This window comes from Paenibacillus sp. J31R30 (genome assembly GCF_059692115.1).
Window position 1 is genome coordinate 33,814 of sequence record NZ_JCAUAV010000016.1, and the last position, 19,049, is coordinate 52,862.

The 19,049-nt window shown below is 46.3% G+C and carries 9 protein-coding genes; all 9 read right to left on the reverse strand.

All coding sequences use genetic code 11. The annotated features are described in order from the left end of the window. Positions 1–132: 132 nt before the first annotated feature. The gene (locus tag AC58QO_RS29985) at positions 133–1,854 is read right to left on the reverse strand and encodes a GTP-binding protein (protein ID WP_497272077.1); all 1,722 of its coding nucleotides are present in this window, start codon (positions 1,852–1,854) and stop codon (positions 133–135) included. Position 1,855: 1 nt separating this feature from the next. After that, positions 1,856–2,779 carry a sulfate adenylyltransferase subunit CysD gene (gene cysD / locus AC58QO_RS29990; RefSeq protein ID WP_497272079.1) on the reverse strand — a complete coding sequence of 308 codons (924 nt, stop codon included), beginning with the start codon at positions 2,777–2,779 and terminating at the stop codon, positions 1,856–1,858. Between the two features lie 305 nt (positions 2,780–3,084). Continuing rightward, a complete protein-coding gene (locus AC58QO_RS29995) occupies positions 3,085–4,185 on the reverse strand; it encodes a peptidylprolyl isomerase (protein ID WP_497272081.1) in 1,101 nt (366 codons plus the stop codon). Between the two features lie 82 nt (positions 4,186–4,267). Next, the gene (locus AC58QO_RS30000) at positions 4,268–9,769 is read right to left on the reverse strand and encodes an S-layer homology domain-containing protein (protein ID WP_497272083.1); all 5,502 of its coding nucleotides are present in this window, start codon (positions 9,767–9,769) and stop codon (positions 4,268–4,270) included. A 229-nt stretch (positions 9,770–9,998) separates the two neighbouring features. Then, entirely contained in the window at positions 9,999–10,739 is a 741-nt protein-coding gene (locus AC58QO_RS30005; RefSeq protein WP_497272085.1) for a Fic family protein, read from the reverse strand. A gap of 257 nt (positions 10,740–10,996) precedes the next feature. After that, on the reverse strand, positions 10,997–15,880 hold the full coding sequence (locus AC58QO_RS30010) for a DUF4132 domain-containing protein (protein WP_497272087.1): 4,884 nt from the start codon (positions 15,878–15,880) through the stop codon (positions 10,997–10,999). A gap of 15 nt (positions 15,881–15,895) precedes the next feature. After that, a complete protein-coding gene (locus AC58QO_RS30015; protein WP_497272089.1) occupies positions 15,896–16,315 on the reverse strand; it encodes a hypothetical protein in 420 nt (139 codons plus the stop codon). A gap of 502 nt (positions 16,316–16,817) precedes the next feature. After that, positions 16,818–18,296 carry a sensor histidine kinase gene (locus tag AC58QO_RS30020; protein WP_497272091.1) on the reverse strand — a complete coding sequence of 493 codons (1,479 nt, stop codon included), beginning with the start codon at positions 18,294–18,296 and terminating at the stop codon, positions 16,818–16,820. Next, entirely contained in the window at positions 18,287–18,988 is a 702-nt protein-coding gene (locus tag AC58QO_RS30025) for a response regulator transcription factor (protein WP_497272093.1), read from the reverse strand. Before AC58QO_RS30025 ends, AC58QO_RS30020 begins: the two co-directional genes overlap by 10 nt. Positions 18,989–19,049 lie beyond the last annotated feature (61 nt).

Consider the following 19,049-nt stretch of genomic DNA (forward strand, 5'->3'; position numbering starts at 1 on the left):
AACAGGGCCCCATACCGCGGACACAAAAAAAGTCCCGACATCACTATTCTCGGTGATGTCGGGATACTATTTTTTAAAAACTATTTCGTTGCGTCGATTTGCTTAAGCCTGTGTACGGGAGACTTTCACTTCTTAAAAATTAAGAAATTGCCCGACACTACTCTCATTAATTAAATATTTGATAATTCGTTTCACTACATAACTCGCAGCTTCTTCGGTTGAAAACTTACTTGAATCGATCACAACTTCCGGGTTCCCAGGTATATGATTCGTGCTGGAGCTTACATAAACTTCAAAATACTCTTTGCCAATGATGTCTCGCACAGTTTCATGGTCGTTTCCGATCGGGGAATCACTCGATACCAATGCAATAAGTCCAGCATCGTTCATCAATTTCGCAACTTCTGCTAATCGCTGCAACGATTCTCCGTGGCCATTCCCCAGTAACATCGTATGGTGGCCTGTCGATACCAAACGTTTCTCGACTTCCTTCGCAAGGGCCGATTGATCTGAAACCGAACCCGTGAACCAAAGGGTCAACGGATTCTGACCTTTTTGCTGAGCACGAACATCTCTGGTGATTTCCGTATCTAACCGCGCAGAATTGTCGGAGCTTTGAAGGATTTGCTCAATCACTCCACAAGCTGACGTCATATTGGTGACACGATCGATCAGAATAAATCCGCCGATGCTTTTATTTTGTTCGAAAGAATCAATAACGATAGCGTCAGATAAGGAAAACTCACATTTGGCTAATTCATTTTTGACAATATGATCGGTTGGAACCGTTTTTCCAGTATTGATTTCGATTTTATGCGTAATGGCCGTTACGGTACCTGGCAGGACCTTCGTTCCTACTTTGACCAGATAGTTCTTGCCTGGCGTCAGAACGGAATCATCCATCCAAAGAATCGTAGCACTAAATCTATCCGCCTCTTGGATTTGACTATCCTTCGTGAATACACAGCCCCGCGAAACGTCGACTTCCCGATCCAATTGAATGGTTACGGGCTGTCCAGCATAGGCATAATCACGATCTTGGTCTCCCACGAGGATCCGTTTGACTTTCGCCTTCTCATGACTAGGCAACGTTGTCAGCTCATCGCCAACCGCGATACGCCCAGCCTCAATTTGACCTTGGAAACCGCGGAATGTATGATCCGGACGGCATACACGCTGAATCGGCATCATAAATTGCTTCGCATTGTCATTCTGATGAACGTCCACATTTTCCAAATACGGCAGCAAGGCAAGGCCTTCGTACCAAGGGGTATTTGGCGATTTTTTCGTAATGTTATCCCCTTCTGTGGCAGAAACAGGAATCACCTGAATGCTGTCAAAGTGAAACTCAGCGGTCAATTGCAAGAACTCTTGTTTGATCGCGTCAAATATCTTAGGATCAAAGCCCACTAAATCCATTTTATTCACTGCTAAAACAAGATGTTTAATGCCCATAAGTGCGCAAATCCGAGTGTGGCGCTTGGTTTGGGTAATAACCCCTTTCTTTGCGTCCACAAGAATGATAGCCAAATCTGCAAAAGATGCGCCAACGGCCATGTTACGGGTATATTCTTCGTGTCCAGGTGTATCCGCTACGATGAACGAACGGTGATCTGTCGTAAAATACCGATAAGCCACATCAATCGTAATGCCCTGCTCACGCTCTGCTAGGAGCCCATCAAGCAGCAAGGAATAGTCAATTTTGCCGCCGCGGCTGCCAAGTCTGCTGTCTAGTTCTAATGCTCTTTCTTGGTCAGCGAACAGGAGCTTTGCCTCATAAAGCATATGTCCAATCAAGGTGGATTTTCCGTCGTCCACGCTTCCGCAAGTAATAAATTTAAGAAGACTCTTCATTTTAGAAATAACCCTCCCGTTTACGTCTTTCCATACTTCCAGCCGCTTCTTGGTCAATCACCCGCGTTGTCCGTTCGGATGACACCGCACCCAGGGTTTCTTCAATAATGGCATCAATCGTATTCGCCTCCGACTCAGCACCGCCAGTAAGAGGATAGCAACCTAATGTGCGAAAACGCATCTTCTTCATTTCAATTTTCTCATGAGGCTCAAGCTTCATGCGATCATCGTCAACCATGATGAGATGTCCGTCGCGTTCGAGTACAGGTCTTTCTTTGGCAAAATAGAGCGGCACAATATCAATGTTTTCTCTGCGAATGTATTGCCAGATGTCTTTTTCCGTCCAGTTGGAAATTGGGAAGACGCGGATGCTCTCACCTTTATTAATTCTTGTGTTAAAAAGTTTCCACATTTCCGGCCGTTGATTCTTCGGATCCCAGGCATGGTTCTTATTCCGGAACGAGAAAATCCGCTCCTTCGCACGCGACTTCTCCTCGTCACGTCTTCCGCCGCCGAATGCAGCTGTAAATCCATATTTGTCCAATCCCTCTTTCAGGGCTTGGGTTTTCATAATGTCCGTATACGCGGAACCGTGATCGAACGGGTTAATCCCCTGCTCAATTCCCTCCTGATTGGAGTGAACGATCATGTTGATTCCGAATTCTTTGGCTTTGCGGTCGCGGAATTCAATCATTTCTTTGAACTTCCACGTTGTATCGATATGCATGAAAGAAAATGGCGGCTTTTCCGGATAAAAAGCTTTCAGCGCCAAATGCAGCATCACGGAACTATCTTTCCCGATTGAATACAGCATCACAGGTTTTTCACATTCCGCCGCTACTTCTCGGATAATATAAATCGCTTCAGCCTCGAGTTGATCCAGATGCGTCATTTCATCTATAGAATCAAGTATCAGTTTTTCCATGGAAAGGTGCCTCCTTTTAATTCTTACTAAATCTATCGCCTTTCTTTATATCCTAACAGAAAGTGGCTTTCATGCAAAGTGGAAGAAAGTAAAAAACTTAAGTTTTCTTATATTTTGGCGAAGCCCTTAAGACATGATGCGAAAAGCGGGCTTCCCCTTTTGCACAATATCACTGTATGATAAGATAAACCACTTCGTCACGCCTAGATAGCCAATTCTTTTTTCCGGAAAAATAAAAAGCCAGAGAAATTGAAATTCTTCTCTGGCTTTTATCCTGTCACGCTTATTCAAGGCTCAGCTCCAACCTAATACATTTCAAGCTTTCTATATACTTCCTTATCTATTACTACGGTTGTATTCTTTACCAAATCATCAACATAAGAGGTATACTCTTTTTCTTTTAATAATTGTGTGATAGATGCATGAACTTCCTCCAGCTTGTTGAATCCTTCATCTGTCTTTTCGATACATTTAACCACATAATAAGCATTGTTGTGCTCGAAAACCTCACTCACCTGTCCTACGGATAAGCCAACAGCATTTTCGGTAAATTCATGAGTTGCGTACATATAATCTTCACGATTCGTCGTGGAATCAAATATCTGTTCACCGAATTCAATAGGAATGACTGAATTATTTCCATACTTATCGGACAAATCCTTAAAATTGTCCCCATTAGCGACTTTTTTCTGTACTTCTTCTGCCATTTCCTTTGCAGCTTTCTTACTCTTCTCATCTTTAGATGTAAAAGCGAAGGACATTTTCTCTACCTTTACTTTTCCTATTTTTTTGTACTTATTTTCCTTTATGGCTTTATCATAATATTGCTTGATCTCTTCCTCCGAAACGATAAGCTGTTCATCTACTTTTCCCTTTAGCTTAAACACCAGATCTGAGAACAATTTTGAAAAATAAACAGCTTCGGTATACTGCCTAGGACCGTAAATGACTTTCTTATTTTCGATAGCCGTTTTGCGTCTTTCATTTTCTATTTTAAGTTCTTCAAGAAATTGCGAATAGCTGATATCTTCAACCAGTTTCATCTCTTTTCCCTGGATTTGTTGAACTTTTATATGTATACTCTCATCCAAAGCAGACTTTTTTAACATTTCTGCAGGTATGTCGCCATCAAAACTGCTAGTCCAGAAACCTTCTCCAGGTACAGCATTATGTTGCTTCTTAAAATACGCTAATACTTCTGATCGATGTGCTACGATTCGGGGCATTAACTCTTTCACAGTTATAGGTTCATCGTCTACAGTTGCTACAACACTAGACTCCCAATTTTCATCATTTGCATGGCCTTCTATTATAAAATACGTACAGGAAACCACAATTGCGGCGATAATGATCAACACATGTTTGAGTTTAAAAGCAAAACGCTTGTATGTAACCTTATTCCCCATACATAATTCTTCCTTTCTTGAGATGACCCTTTGAATAAAAGGGCCATCTCTTGAATGAATGACTTCATGTTCTACCGTGACGTTACTTAGCTTTCGTAAACATTCTCCAGATAATAACAGCTGCTTGTGCTCTTGTTGCCACACCTTGAGGTGCGAAATTCCCATTCCCTACACCGTTGATGATACCAGCTTGTTGAATAGCTGCTACCGCCTTTACAGCGTATGCCGCGATTTCAGACTTATCATTGAATGAAGCTGCTTCTCCGTTTCCTTTTAAGTTTGCCTTTACTAATAACCCTGTATTGTAAATCATGACGGCCATATCCTGCCTCGAAATCGGATCATTGATGCCAAAAATGCTGTCCGATTTACCATTAACGATACCGAGTTGTTGTGCCGATGCGATTGCACTGTAATACCATGTGTCCTTCATCACATCACTTAGTGACGTTGTGGCTTGACTGTCAATTAAATCAAAGGCATTCATCAGCATCTTAATAAACTGTGCTCTAGTCAGCTGATTATCGGGTTCAAAACGGTCTTCCCCGACTCCATTGATAATGCCTCTTGCTGCCAATGCTTCTATGCTGTCTTGTGCCCACGATACATTCGCAATATCGTTAAAGCTTACTCCGTTAAAAGCAACTGCATATTTACTGAAATGTACCGTGCTGAATATGACTTGACCCGTTGCTTCATCGAATTTGCCATTCTTCACGATTTCCAGCTTGCCATTCTCATTGATGTAATAAATGATGATTTGATCTGGGTCTTCTCCCGGTTTCAACGTGTAGTTCAACTTAACTGTCACGGCTTGATCCCCGAACTGGCTGATCTTCTTCCCGCCAACGCTGAGATTGAAGTCGTATATCGGATTGCTTCCGATAGCCTCCTTCACTTCATCCGAAAGGGTTGTGGAATCGACATTCGAAACGGAAAGTTGAACATTCCCGGTAGTACCGTCTTCATTTTTCAATAATTCTGTTGAAATCGCGATCACGGCAAGACCTGTACGAATATTTAATTGCTTGATGTTATTGTCGAGCGCCGTTTTCATAAAATCACCAGTAAGATTAACGGTTACTTCTTTGGCTGATTCTGCTCCTTGAATGTTAATTTCTACAATAGAGTCTTTCGCACCAAGTATAGCTGCCTGAAGTTCATTTGCCTTCACATTGACAACAGCTTTTCCGTTACCGTCAGGGATTGCTTCAATCTTCACAGGCCCTGATTGCGGGATCGGCGCTGTTGGTGCTGTTGGATCATCTGGTGGCGCTGTTGGTGTCGTTGTTGTTCCATTGATTACAGTGATTTGGGCAACTGAAGAAACCGTGCTGGTTCCATCGTTTACTTTAAACGTAACATTGTAGATGCCTTCTTGTGAATATGAAGGCGTCCAGCTGAATATACGGGATAAAGCGTTAAATTCAGCACCTGCAGGCAGATTTTCCGCACTGTAAGTCAATGGATTTCCATCCTTATCGGTTGCATGAATCGTAAATAGTAAAGGGTTACCTTCACGTATCGTTTTATTTCTCATTTTGAAAAATTCTGGATTATGGCTTGCATTAGGATCGATGACTTCAATGAGGGTAAAAGGAGCATTCACGCCCCACCAAGGAGCCGACCCGCCTTCAAAGTCAGGGTTCGAGAGCCTATTTACCCCGCCGGATGTTCCTAAGAAAACGTCATCGATAAACATTGTACTGAAAGCATCCGTCGTTTTGATCATAACGTGCATGACAGCATTAGATCCGGTATTGAACGTGCCGCTGCTGACTTCCGTCCAAACACCAGTTGCCGTTACGCTTTTCTCACCTAATGTAGTCCAATCCGCATTGGCATAGACAATGGCTACGACTCCACTTCCTTTGATCCATGCCTTAACTGCCACATCGGTATTTGGTGTTACTGCTATATCGTTGTATCCCATAGACTTCCAGGCGCTGGCGGCCGAGTTATGATCAACAGTTATCGCTCGGGTCCCGCTGTGCACATTCGGTGTTACTGCAGGCGTTTCTTGGACTAGGGTAAAAGGAGCATTCACGCCCCACCAAGGAGCCGACCCGCCTTCAAAGTCAGGGTTGGAGAGTCTATTTACCCCGCCGGATGTTCCTAAGAAAACGTCATCGATAAACAATGTACTGAAAGCATCCGTCGTTTTGATCATAACGTGCATGACTTCATTAGATCCAGTACTGAACGTGTCGCTGTATACTTCCGTCCAAACACTGGTTGCTGTTACGCTTTTCTCGCCTAATGTAGTCCAATCCGCATTGGCATAGACAATGGCTACGACTCCAGTTCCTTTTATCCATGCCTTAACTGCCACATCGGTATTCGGTGTAACCGCAATATCGCTGTATCCCATAGACTTCCAAGCACTAGCAGCCGAATTATGATCCACTTTGATCGCTTGGGTCCCGCTGTGCACATTCGGTGTTGTTTTTGCTACTAAGGAGAATGGCGCGTTCACATTCCACCAAGGACCCGACCCATTTTCAAAATCGGAGTTCGAAATGCCGTTCGCCCCGCCGGATGTTCCTAAGAAAACATCATCTATAAACAAAGTGCTAAACGCATCTGTCGTTTTGATCATGACATGCATGACTGTATTAGTTCCTGTATTAAACACGCCGCTGCTTACTTCCGTCCATTCACCAGTTGCAGTTACGCTTTTCTCACCTAATGTAGACCAGTTCGCATTGTCTAAGACAAATACTACGTTTCCACTTCCTTTTATCCATGCCTTAAATTCCACCTGAGTATTTGGCGTCACCGCTATGTCGCTATATCCCATAGACTTCCAAGCACTATCAGCTGAATTATTATCCAGTTTTATGGCATAATCGCCGCTGTGCACTTCGTTAACAACCGTCGGTGCTGGTGTCGGTTCTTCAGGTTCTTCAGGTTCAACTGCATGGTTATCCAAGCTTGTCATATGGAAATAATCAAAATTAGCAATGACATTGGTTCCATTGCAGTTATACAGACCTATCCGTTTATCGCCAGGGAAGTAAATCGTGTAGCTTCCTATTTCGGTATAAGTAGTACCATCTTGTGAGTAGTACCCTGTATAAGTAGCGCCTGTCTTCTTCAGCTTTAGGTAATAGTCGGGATTGGTAATATTCGCATCATCTATATTGGTATAAGTACCGCTGTTCCATGCGCCATCTTTCTTATATCCAAACTGGAATTTCAGTTTGTCGTCATGTACTCGGTTAAGTTTAATGTGGTTCGCACCATCGATATAAACCAACAATCCTGTCTGCTCCCAATTCGCCGTTGGGGTTGCGGACACTTTGGTCTCGATCGTAAAGTCGCCTTTAGGCGCCCATTGGAGCAATAGGTTTTTAGTAGAATCGACGTCCCCGCCGGTGCTAGCTATTTTCATTTTCCCAGGATTTGAAGATAGACTCCATTTGGTTGCATCTTCTCCTCCGATCCATTTCCACCTTGCATTCAAATCAGCGCTGTCGAAATCATCGTTGACTTGACCTATCGTTGTCGGAAGCACTACAGGCTCCGGTGTTGGAGGCGTAGGTTCTTCAGGTGCAGGCGTATGATAAAGAGAAAATACGCTGCCTAATGTCCAAGGCATTGCTCCATATTCAAAACTGCTGTTTTCCAACAAATTTGCGCCATTTGCCATTCCGAGATAAGCATCATCGAAGTATGCTGTCCCAGCTGCTCCGCCTGTTTCCTTTAAAGCATAAACCAGCGTAGTGGCATTGCCGCTATTCACAAGCAAACTGATTTCAGTCCATTCGCTTGCAGCTTCAAAGGCTACTTCACTTATAGCGGTACTTCCAGATCCAGCCGATAATGTATATCCGCCCGTACCTTTTACCCAAACCTTTACCTCGTAATTCGTATTCTGTTGTATACCCGAAATGGTCTGCTTAATTTCATTATTTGAAGCTGCAGCTGTAGAAGTTGCTTTCAAGGACCATCTTCCGGCGTGAATCACCGAATCTTTCGAATCGGGAATCACTAATGGTTTCGGAGTTGGCGTCACCGTTGCCGCTTTGGGACTTCCAAACTCATGTACCCCAATATCAGGAGCACCATTATATAGGGTGTGCCCCCAGAAATCTCTGCCTCCGTTATTTGCAATTACGGTTCCCGCGTTAATATAGGGAGAATCCGGGCTCAGCTTGAACACATCAGCACCCTCCATACCGTCTGTAGGTACCGTTGGTATAGGTCCAGCAAATTTGGGATCTGAGGTTATCGCATGGAGGTCTGCTGCTGGAGCAATATTTCCAGTTCCAAAGTAGCCATTATAGTCGAAAATGTTTTTGGAATCTGAAGGATATGTCGAAGCTGCATTCGCATAAAAAATATTGTTCTGATAATAAACATGACCTGTTTCATTACCAATAGACTTCAAATGGATTCCTTCATTAGCAATGTTGTTGTAAAACACATTATTATAAATGTAAGAACCCATGGAACCCGCGTGATTGATTGCCATGGTGGAATTATCGTTGAGGTTATTGTTATGGTCATTAAAACTAACATTGTATCTTACAATTGAACCTTTATAACGTTCTTGTTCATTGCCCATAACCAATAGAAAACCGCCTGCATTGTCATGGCTGTAATTGTACTGAAAGGTAGCATAGTCAACAGTCGAAATGTCGGCATCAAAAGCTTGTGAATCCCCATCATTATTATTTTGCAACGGGTCATGATTCGTGTAAGCAACTTCGTTATTCTGGAAGACGGCATTCTTGCTTAACCACTCCCACATGGAAACCGTATAGCCAGACCCTTCAAAACCGCCAGCCTGATCATAGGCAGTATTGTATTCAATTAAAGGAGAGTCGCAAAGACCAACAACAATATCTCCATTTCCATTTCTTTCAAAATAATTATTTCTTATAACGACATTCGTGAAAAAAGTATCCTGTTTAACGTCTTCATCTCCATCACTTTGAATACCATGGCTCTCATTATCATAGATACGGCTATCCGCTATAAGAAAGTCATCATACGATGAATTGCTTTTATAAGCATTGAATCCGATTGCCGCTGACCAAAAACGTAAGCTGCCTGCATAATTACCTTTCACATTATGAATATCTAGACTCTCGAAGTGTAAACTCCTTAACGTCCTACCTGTGTCATTAGACACAAAAATACCATAACGGTGATCATTTTCAGGCGCGTCATTCGTGATTTCAAGGTTTTTGATCGTGATATATTCCGCATTATGTACAGAAATGGCTTTCGGAATGCCTCCACCAGCAATAATCGGTTTTGGACCTTCACCATATTTGTCAAATGTAATGCGGTTTGCACCATAACCGGAGTCGTCAATCGTTAGATGGCCATTCCAACTGCCTCCTGCTTTGAACAAAATATGATCTCCCGGCACAAAATCCGTGCTATTTACCTTATCTAAAGTTTTCCAAGCTTCACCTGGACTCCTTCCACTATTACTGTCATTTCCATTTACTGAATCCACATAGTAAGAGGTTAGAGACGATGCACTGGCTGCCATTGGATTCATGCTTATTAAGGATGCAAACAAAGCAAAAATACAGAATAAAGCAATTTCCTTTTTAAACCTTAACATTTCATGTTTCACTCCTTTTAATTAAATTTTCCATGCAGTCGGCTAGCCTCATCATTATATAGTTGATCAAATTGCCTCAACTACGAACTAACATGACCCTATTAACGTTAATGTGACGAAAACAAGAGAACTCTTTTTCAACAAACAAAAAAACAGCGGCAATCTTGGACGTGAAAACACACCCTAGATCGCCACTGTTCATTTTGTTTATATTGATTAAATAACATAGTCACTTTACTGCACCTATATACTTTTGCAAACTCTCTTCAACGCAGTCGTTAATTAATTGCAGGAAAGGCTTTAGATCATTCTCCATACTTGCTAATTCTAATGATTCATAATATTTCAATCGAGCTTCATTTGCAGCTTTAACAACGGCCGGCGGAAATCCATATTTCATTAAAATTAAATTCATTAAAAGCCGTGCTGTACGCCCATTACCATCAGAAAAAGGATGTATGTAAACGAAACGGAAATGAAATTCCGTGGCTAGTTCAACTGGGTGCAATTTATCTTTGTTTTCATTATACCATTGAATTAACTGTTCCATTTTTTCCGAGAGCACTGAGAAGTTTGGAGGGGTATGCCTAGAGCCTGATATCAAAACGTTGATCATTCGATATCGCCCTGCATTCTCATCGTCAATGTTTTTAAGCACAAGATGATGAATTGATTTTATGACATACTCACTCAATTCCATGTTTCTATTAACTACATCTTGTACGTAATAAATCGCTTCTGAATGGTTAACAACTTCAAAATGCTCACGCAACTTTTTACCACCTATTGTTAAACCTTCTTCTAAAACCAATTTAGTTTCTAAAAGCGTTAATGTATTACCTTCAATTGCATTGGAATTGTACGTCCACTCGACTCGATAAACCTGCTCTAAATTTCTTACTGCAGCCGCTGGCAAAGGACGTAATTCATCTAATTCACTTTTTAAAAGATCAATTTTATCAAAGTTCATATTGCCCCTCCCTTCCTACTTTTATTACCATTATATCACAGTTAGAAAGCATCCAATCCATCTGTTACAATCAATCTACCAAAAAAAGGAATCTACAGAGTATCAAAAGTAAGAAATCATTCATCACTCATTAAAAGCCAGAAAGAAGTTAAAACTTCTTCTCTGGCTTTTATCGTGTTAATGATTCATCTCGTCTTCAATGGGACCTAATTCTCCTCATCAACCCTCGATTTATGGCTTTCCACTGCTCCCACTCTTTACACATATTGCCCCGCCCGCAACTGTTCCAAAATCTGCGGGTCCTTAATCTTCGTATCCTGCGCCAGCAGTACGATTTTGGACAGGATCTCCGCTGTCTTCGGATCCTCATCCATAAATGGCAGGAACAGCCTGCCGCGATGCTGCGAATGGACCGGCAGAATATACAGCGTCCCGGCCGCCTGCTTTTGCACCGTACCGCTGCCGAGGTGCACGCCGTACTCGCCAAGCGCTCCCGCCACACGCGCAAAGTTCCCCTCCAACCGCACGTTGGCGATTTTCAGCAGACGCAGCGACTCCGTGACGATTGCTTTGCGCAGCTCAATCGTCGTCAAGCTCGCCTCTGGATCAACGCCGCCGGCATGTGCCGTACTCACGACGAGATCCACATCCCGCATAATTTCGGAGAAAATGATGCCGGGAATCCGGCTCAGCTCGATCGGCTGATACGTTTTGCGATCGATGAACGAGACGGTCTCCAAGGTCGGCGCCTCCATCTCCGAAGGTGAGAACCAATCCGCGAGCGCGTACACCTGGGCGATGATGTTCTCTTTGTGATACACCTTCTGCAGGCCTTCCTCGTAGCTGACGGTCCACAGCCGCGTCTTCAGCAGAGCAGCCGCCCGCTTCGGCTGGATCTGATGCCCAGCATAACGCCGCGACACCGCGCCGCTCGCCAGTTCATCGCTGTTCGGGAGATACAGCTCCCGAAACACCTGCTTGAACGGCTGCTTCAGCTGCCGGTCGAACAAGAGCTTTTGATAGCGGCTCCACGCCCCGCTCTCATACAAATGCAGCGGATGTGCGATATAGATCGCATCCGCTCCCTCCAGCGATACGGCTTCGCCCGTCGCATCCACCAACCAGCCGTCTTCGTAGAAGCCGAACGACGATCCCATTTTAAACACGAAAGTCCGCAAAAGAGGCGCAATCGTCGGATTCTTCATCAGATTGGCCAGTTCCGTGTAGGTAAAGCTGCTCTCCGCCTCCATGCATTTCTCAAACTCCACCTTCGCCCGCTTGAACTGATCTCTCAGACTCGAGACGGTTTCCTTCAAGGTAGCCACGTGCGGATGCTTGCTGTACTTGGGCGGAAGCGACTTCAGCGCCTTGCCGTTCTTGGCGACTGCGATCTCAGCCCGGCCATTCTCATCAATGGCGAGCTTCACCTCGATCTCCTCAATCGCCATCGGCTCCAGCAGGTGCAGCACCTCTTCCATTTTGCGCGCTTCCATCTCCCATTTCAGCCGAATCACGTCGGGATAGCCGGCATTGCGGGACAGATTATCGAGGGCAATCGCCGAAGCCTTGGCTTCGCTAGCGCTGCGCTGAGCACCAAAACTTTTGCTCTCTTTGAGGAAAAGTTGAATCACCTCATACCGTTCCAGCACATCCCGATCCCGCTCCTCCCCGCTTATCGGAATGAGGCTGTAGCTCAGCAGATGATCCTTGTTCCGCTTGCTCTCCACCGAGGCCCGCATCTCCGCCAAATCCAGCTTCCCAAGCACGCTAACAGCAAAAAGCTGCGACCTCCGATGATTCGACCCCGCCGAAATGTACTTCGCGCACTGATACAGCACGTCGAAACGCTCAGCGCCCAGCTCTGCATAAGCATCCCTAAACCAGCGAATATCGAATGCGCCATCGTTAAAATCGGCCGGCGAGATCGGCGAGTAGTGCGCGACAATCGTTTCTTTTTCCGCTGAGAAGCTCTCATTGACATGAGCGTGAAAATACCAAGCGGCGCTGCGCAGCCCGTTCCAATTCAGGTGCTCGGCAACCAGCTCGAGCCATTGCGGAGCGTACATAGCGGCTTCGAGAAGCCGTTTGTCGGCAATCTTTTTCCCCTTCAGCATCCCGGCCAACTTCTTCACATCATCGCCTTCCGCCGGATGACAGACGCGCAGCAGATGGCTAAGCGCTTCCTTTTTCGTCCTGCTGCCATAGATGTAACCCCGAACGAACGATTCCCGGTCCAGCCCCGACAAAATCGCGATAAAATCGGCCATGCCCTCATAACGGTCAATGCCCATCGCCAGATCCGATACCTCCGTCGGCAAATCACCACGGTTCAGTTCGAGCTCCAGAATAACGGCAAGCACCTGCTCCTTAAAACGACCCATCGTCGGATGCTTCTTCACGAAATCCACCCGGGTTCCAGTGATCGTCGAGATGTGCCGCCGGCTTCTTTTGCGCGTCAGCAGCTCCTTATAGACCTCATCGTCATCGATCAGCCCCAGATCTAGCGCCCGCACAAACTCGCCCAGCTCCGGATGGAAATCCTCATAATGTGTGAGGCGATCCAAATTCAGCTTCATGGCAAAATAATTTAAGAACGAGCGTTCGTCATACACGCTGCTGCCAGTCCAAGAAAGCCATGGCGAGGAAAGCACCGCCCAGGCTTTGCTGTTCTCCTCCAGCTCCCGTTGCTGCAAAGCGCGGATGATTTTGTTCAAGATTTGGCTCGATATTGCGAAGCGCTCTTCTTGTTCACTATCGTGAAAATAAACAGAGACAAGCTGCCGAACCTGCTGCACATAAGGAAGCGTCGGGAGCCATTCAGCGAATGCACGGAACGTTTCCATCGGATACAGCTCCGTCACAAACGCCTTGCCCCAATCCCCCAAGCTCTTGTACCGGTGGCTCTCCCAGCTTGACAGTTGATCGCTGTTGTACTTATAAAGCCAGTCGGTGGAAAAATAAAACATCATCTGCACCAGATCACACACCGAACACCCATTCGCTTCCCAGTACTCTTTCCACACCTCCGCCAGCGGATAGCCCTCTAGATGCGTCTGTTCCTGCTCCTGCTTGTAGTAGCCATTTAATCGCTCGAGCCTAGCCCCCAGCAAAAAGCTTTCCTTATGACCTGCATATCGCTCCGCCGTATATTCATAATCCCGATGCGCATGGATTTCATCCGACAAGCCTTGAAGGAAACGCTGAATCGCGGTGAACGACAGATTGAGCACACTCTTCACACATTCACCGTCATCGTCCGGCAAGGGATGTAGCGCCTGTTCCTTCGCTGGGTCAAATAACCCGAAGCCGTTATGAAGCCCTTTGGTCTCCTTCTGTCCGAGGCGCTCCATCAAAGGCTGCTCCTTGCTCGTAGGCTCCTGAATCGAAGCAATGTGCCGCTTCACCTGCGCGAATTGCGCCCCCCGCTTCTCGTCCTCCTTCAAAATGCACAGCATTTCCAAAGCGCCAAGCCGCTGCAGCTCTACCGAACTTTCCACGAGCGTTTCAATCGCATGATCCAGCTGCTCGAGGTCCTGCTTCAGCAAAATTTTAATAGCGCTCTGACGAAGCGCACCCGTTTTCAGCTTTAACAGCCCTTGCACCAGCTCCACGTCCTGTGGGGTGAGCGCCATTTCACCAATGCGGGCGAGAGCCGCCTCGCGGTTGGATACACTTTTGTCCGATAAGGAGTCAAAAAGGTACTGCCTCTGAATAGGATTGGCTACATCCTGTATAAAAGACTGAATGATCCCGATGCGCAGATTCGGACTCACGCGTTCTTTGAGGGCAATCACCTGCGCGATCAGCTCAGGGTCCAGGTCGTAGGCGGCGAGGTACAGCATCTTATTCGCTATCGTATCTGTGCTGTGGGTGTACGTCCGCCACTCGAAAACCTGCGACTGCTCCGCCACCTCCGCCTTCGGCATCTGGAGCAGCATCGTGCGAAGCAGCTCGAACTGGCGCACCCGCTCCTCCTTCGACTCCAGCAATGGAACCCGATCGATGATCGGCTTGTTCAGCAGCTCCTCGTACTCGGGATGCGACCGCCATGCTCGCGACCAACGGTACACATAGTTCGTCAGCACCAGCGACTGCAGCTCGAGATTCGACTGAGCTATGTAGGGGGCGGAGAGAGAGAAGCGAAGCTCGTCATTTTGACTCTGCACGAGAAAATATTGTGCCGCAATCTGCTGATACGTCGCCCCGTGATCCATGATGTGCTTCAGAAGATCAGGAAGACGTTCCTCTTCCCTGACTGCCGTCGCCCATAGGGCAAAATAAAGCTTTTGGACATCGTTGCTGTTCGCCCATTCCTGGCAAAGACCTTTGTCGCTGATACACTTGTACGCGTAGTCAATACCTTGCTTCACGATCCGCGTGTTCGCCGCCTCAAGGCCAAGCCCGGTCCAGACGTCCAGCGCCCGAACGACCGAGCTGTAGCGGATAAAGTCATGCTCAATAATAACCTTGAGCAGCGAAGCAAAAGCCTCCATCGTGCCCTCATCCATCGCCTCCACGATACTTTGGCGCAGCCCTTCTTGCAGGCGTGCCGCGATCAGCATTTGGCCGAGCATGTGATGCACATCCGCCTGATGGCAGAAAACCATGCCGCGAATCATCGCTCGGTTCAGAAGTGCTGTATTGTTATCCCCGTAAAGAATATCTTTAAGGGCATTAAGAATACTCGGGTTATTGCCGTCTAACTCATAAGCAAGTATGTAAGAGATCATCGAGCTGTCTGTCGGTTTTTGTTCTGGCGATGTGAGATAAGTAAGAAGAGAAAAGTTCAGTTTGGATAAATCGTACAGGGCGTACAGCTTCCGCAACACACTTTCGATGTGGACGCGAGGATTCCGAGTTCGGAAGGGCCGGCGATAATACCCGACACTATAGGGATACTCCGTAATATGGTTTGTTAGGTATCTTAGGATCTCACCCGGATAAGCGCCGGCTTTCTTCTGAATGATCGGGATCAATGGGGCAAAATACGATTCCTGCTTCCCTTCCACAGCTAATTGGTCTAGAAGCGTTCCGATCTCCCTGGTATGCAGGTTCCTCTCGTGCGTCACCTTGTCCAAATTCTCCAATAGGAGACTTTCCAACTGTTTCGTGGCCTCGTCTTTCCGCTGAAAAAATAACACCTCAAGTCCCCTCCTTTACCATAGTCGGCCGGCTAACATCGTAAACTTGATGAACGCGATGTCATCCCCGTCACTCATGTCTATGCTGGCGTCCAGCTCCGTAGCTTCCTCATCGCGAATAAACACGCGGTACAGCCCATCTTCAAAAGCCAAAATCGCCGCAGCGATCGCATCCGCTTCATTCGCCTGACGGTCGTCGTACCGGGTACCGAAGCCGACCTTGCCCTCGGCCCCCCTAGCCTCAACCTCTTCCTGCGTAAGAAAGGCGATCAGGGGCTGGTCCTCCGCCCGCTCGTTGTACAGCCGAACGTGATGCGTAACGATTTCTTGAATCAGCCCACGAAGGGTGGTTGGTGCGGAGGTGAGCGTGTACGCCTTCTTCGTGAGAAAAGGCTTCCGCTTGCCAATACTTTTTACCGTAAAATAAATGTTCATGGCTTCTCCTTTTGTAATTGGAGTAATAGGGAGTAATTGGAAAAATAGAATCTAGACCTATGATAGCACGCCGGTTGCGGGGATGGGTAGGTGCTTTGGATAGAGGAGCTTAACTGGATTGCGCAATGGCGGTGGGTAGATCGGCTTGCAACTGCAACCCGTGGAGCTTGTTCACGAGGATCCCCTTCACGAATTTGACGTGGAGCAGTGAGCGTGGAGCAGTGAGCGTGGCTTCTTCTTGGATAAGAAATGCCAAAGTGCAACCTTTCTCCATCAAATAAACGATTTCAGATAAAATTGATGCAAAAAGGCATCAATTTCTGCATTTCCAGCTCTGTTTAAGCATTGTCGCCACCAAAAGATGCCTTTTTGCATTTATTTAAAACGCTGAAGTGAACTCCCCTGAAAAGGATGCTCTTTTGCATTTTTGCCACCTGTGAAATGAAAAAAAACCGCAGAAAAGGAACCCTCCCTTCTCTGCGGTCTTTCTATAATACACAATCTACCCAACACCAGCCAACTTCACCAACGGCTGCACATACGGACGGCTGTCATAAAGCGGAATTCTGACCTCAAAGGCGCTTCCGACCCCGAGTTCGCTTCGCACACGAATGCTTCCGTTGTGCAACTCGACAAGCTCTCGCACAATGGCAAGCCCCAGACCGGATGAGCCTTTATGCTTCACGGGTCTGCCTCTCTCCACTTTGAAGAAACGCTCCCAGATGAGCCCTTGATCCTCCGGTGTTATACCGATTCCCGTATCGGTTACCGTGATGAGGACACACCCTTCCGATGGAACTGCCATCGCCTTTAATTCGATTGTTCCGTTCTCGGTAAACTTAACAGCATTTTTGATCAAATTGTTTAAAATTTGTTCCAGTCGATCCGGATCGGCGTGAGCCTGTGGTGAATTTTCATCCACAAGGCAGTGAATGACCGTCCCGCGAAGTTCTGCCTCCGGTTGGAATTTAAAGGCCAGCTTGGACATCATCGCCTGAACATCGACCGCCAACCACACAAGATCGATTTCCTTATTTTCCAACTTCATTAAGTCGGTAATATCATCGACCAGCCGGTTCATATGTAGGGTTTCGTTATACATGATCTCGTAATATTTATCCCGCGATCCTTCTTCGATCAAACCATCCTGAAGTGCCTCCAAGAAACCCCGCATCGCCGTAAGCGGCGTTCGCAGCTCATGGGAAACATTGGCCAAAAAGTCATGCCGCAGCTGATTTAGCTGTCTCTTTTCTAGATCAACGCGTGCAAGCTGCTCCACCATGTGATTAATGGTCGTCGCCAGCTCACCAATCTCATCCTTGGAATCGATTTGAATTCTCTCACTGTAATCACCGATGGCAATCTTGGCTGCCGCCTTGTCGATCTGTTGGATGGGTCGGGTAATGGACCAGGATAAATAGGAGGATACACCAAATGAAAAGAAGATACCGAGCAGGGTAACCCAAAGGATGGTTTCTCTAAGCTGAGCAATGGTCTCATTCATCCCTTTAAGAGGCGAATGCAGGACAATACCACCATATACGTCGTTGTCTTTGCCCCATGGGACGGCAACCGAAAGCATGCCTTCCTTAAAACCTTCGGATTGATTCCATACGGCGGGTTCACCATTCAGGACTTGGTTGATCACCTCAGTGCTGACGACCTTACCTACGTTCACCTCATCCTTTGAAGAGGTAGTAACGGTGTCTCCGTTCATATCAAATATCCAAATACGCGAATCAAATGCTTCATCGAAAAAGCGCAACTGCTCCTTAAATCTATCACTCGGTCCCGTCTGATTTTGAATGGCGAGATTAACCTGCTTGGCTTGCCGGATCATCTCATTACTTTTGGAGCTGACGATATAATCTTTGGCAAATATCGAAATAACGAGCCCCACCGCACATAGCCCCAGAAGCACCGTAACGATGGAGCTGGTCAACATTTTGCGGAGAATGCTTTTATTTGGATTTAGGTACATGCGGCTACCTCAAATTTATAGCCCACTCCCCAAACCGTGTGAATGCAAACATGCTGACACGGGCTTAACCTATCACGAAGTTTTTTAATATGAACGTCTACCGTTCTCATATCGCCCAAAAAATCATATCCCCACACCTGCTCCAGCAGCTGTTCTCTCGTAAACACGTCGCCCGGAGATTTCGCAAAAAAGGCGAGCAGTTCAAATTCCTTGGGGCGCATGTCAATTTTCATACTCCCCGCGAGCACCTCTCGGCGGTTCACATGAATAACCAAATCATCAAACTCATATTGAATGGGTGCATCCACCTCAATAATCGGCTGTCCCTTCTGCATTCGGCGAAAAATCGCTTTAATGCGCGCCACCAGCTCCCTCGGGCTGAAGGGCTTGGTCATATAATCATCGGCACCTAGCTCAAGGCCCAGCACCCGATCAAACTCATCGTTCTTCGCGGTCAGCATAATGACCGGCACATCATAACGCTTGGTAATCTCACGGCACGTTTCATAACCGTCGAGCCCCGGCATCATCACATCTAGTATCACGATATCAGGCTTAACTTCCGCTAACATGGTCAGGGCCGCGACGCCGTCAGGGGCTTCAATTAATTCGATAAGCTGCTGACGGAAATAGAGCCGGATGATTTCTCTCACATTCGGATCATCATCCACAATCAACACTTTCCAAGTCACAAACGGTTCACACCTTTCTATGATCCTCTCATAGATTTCTGCAACTTTTTCCATTTTAAGG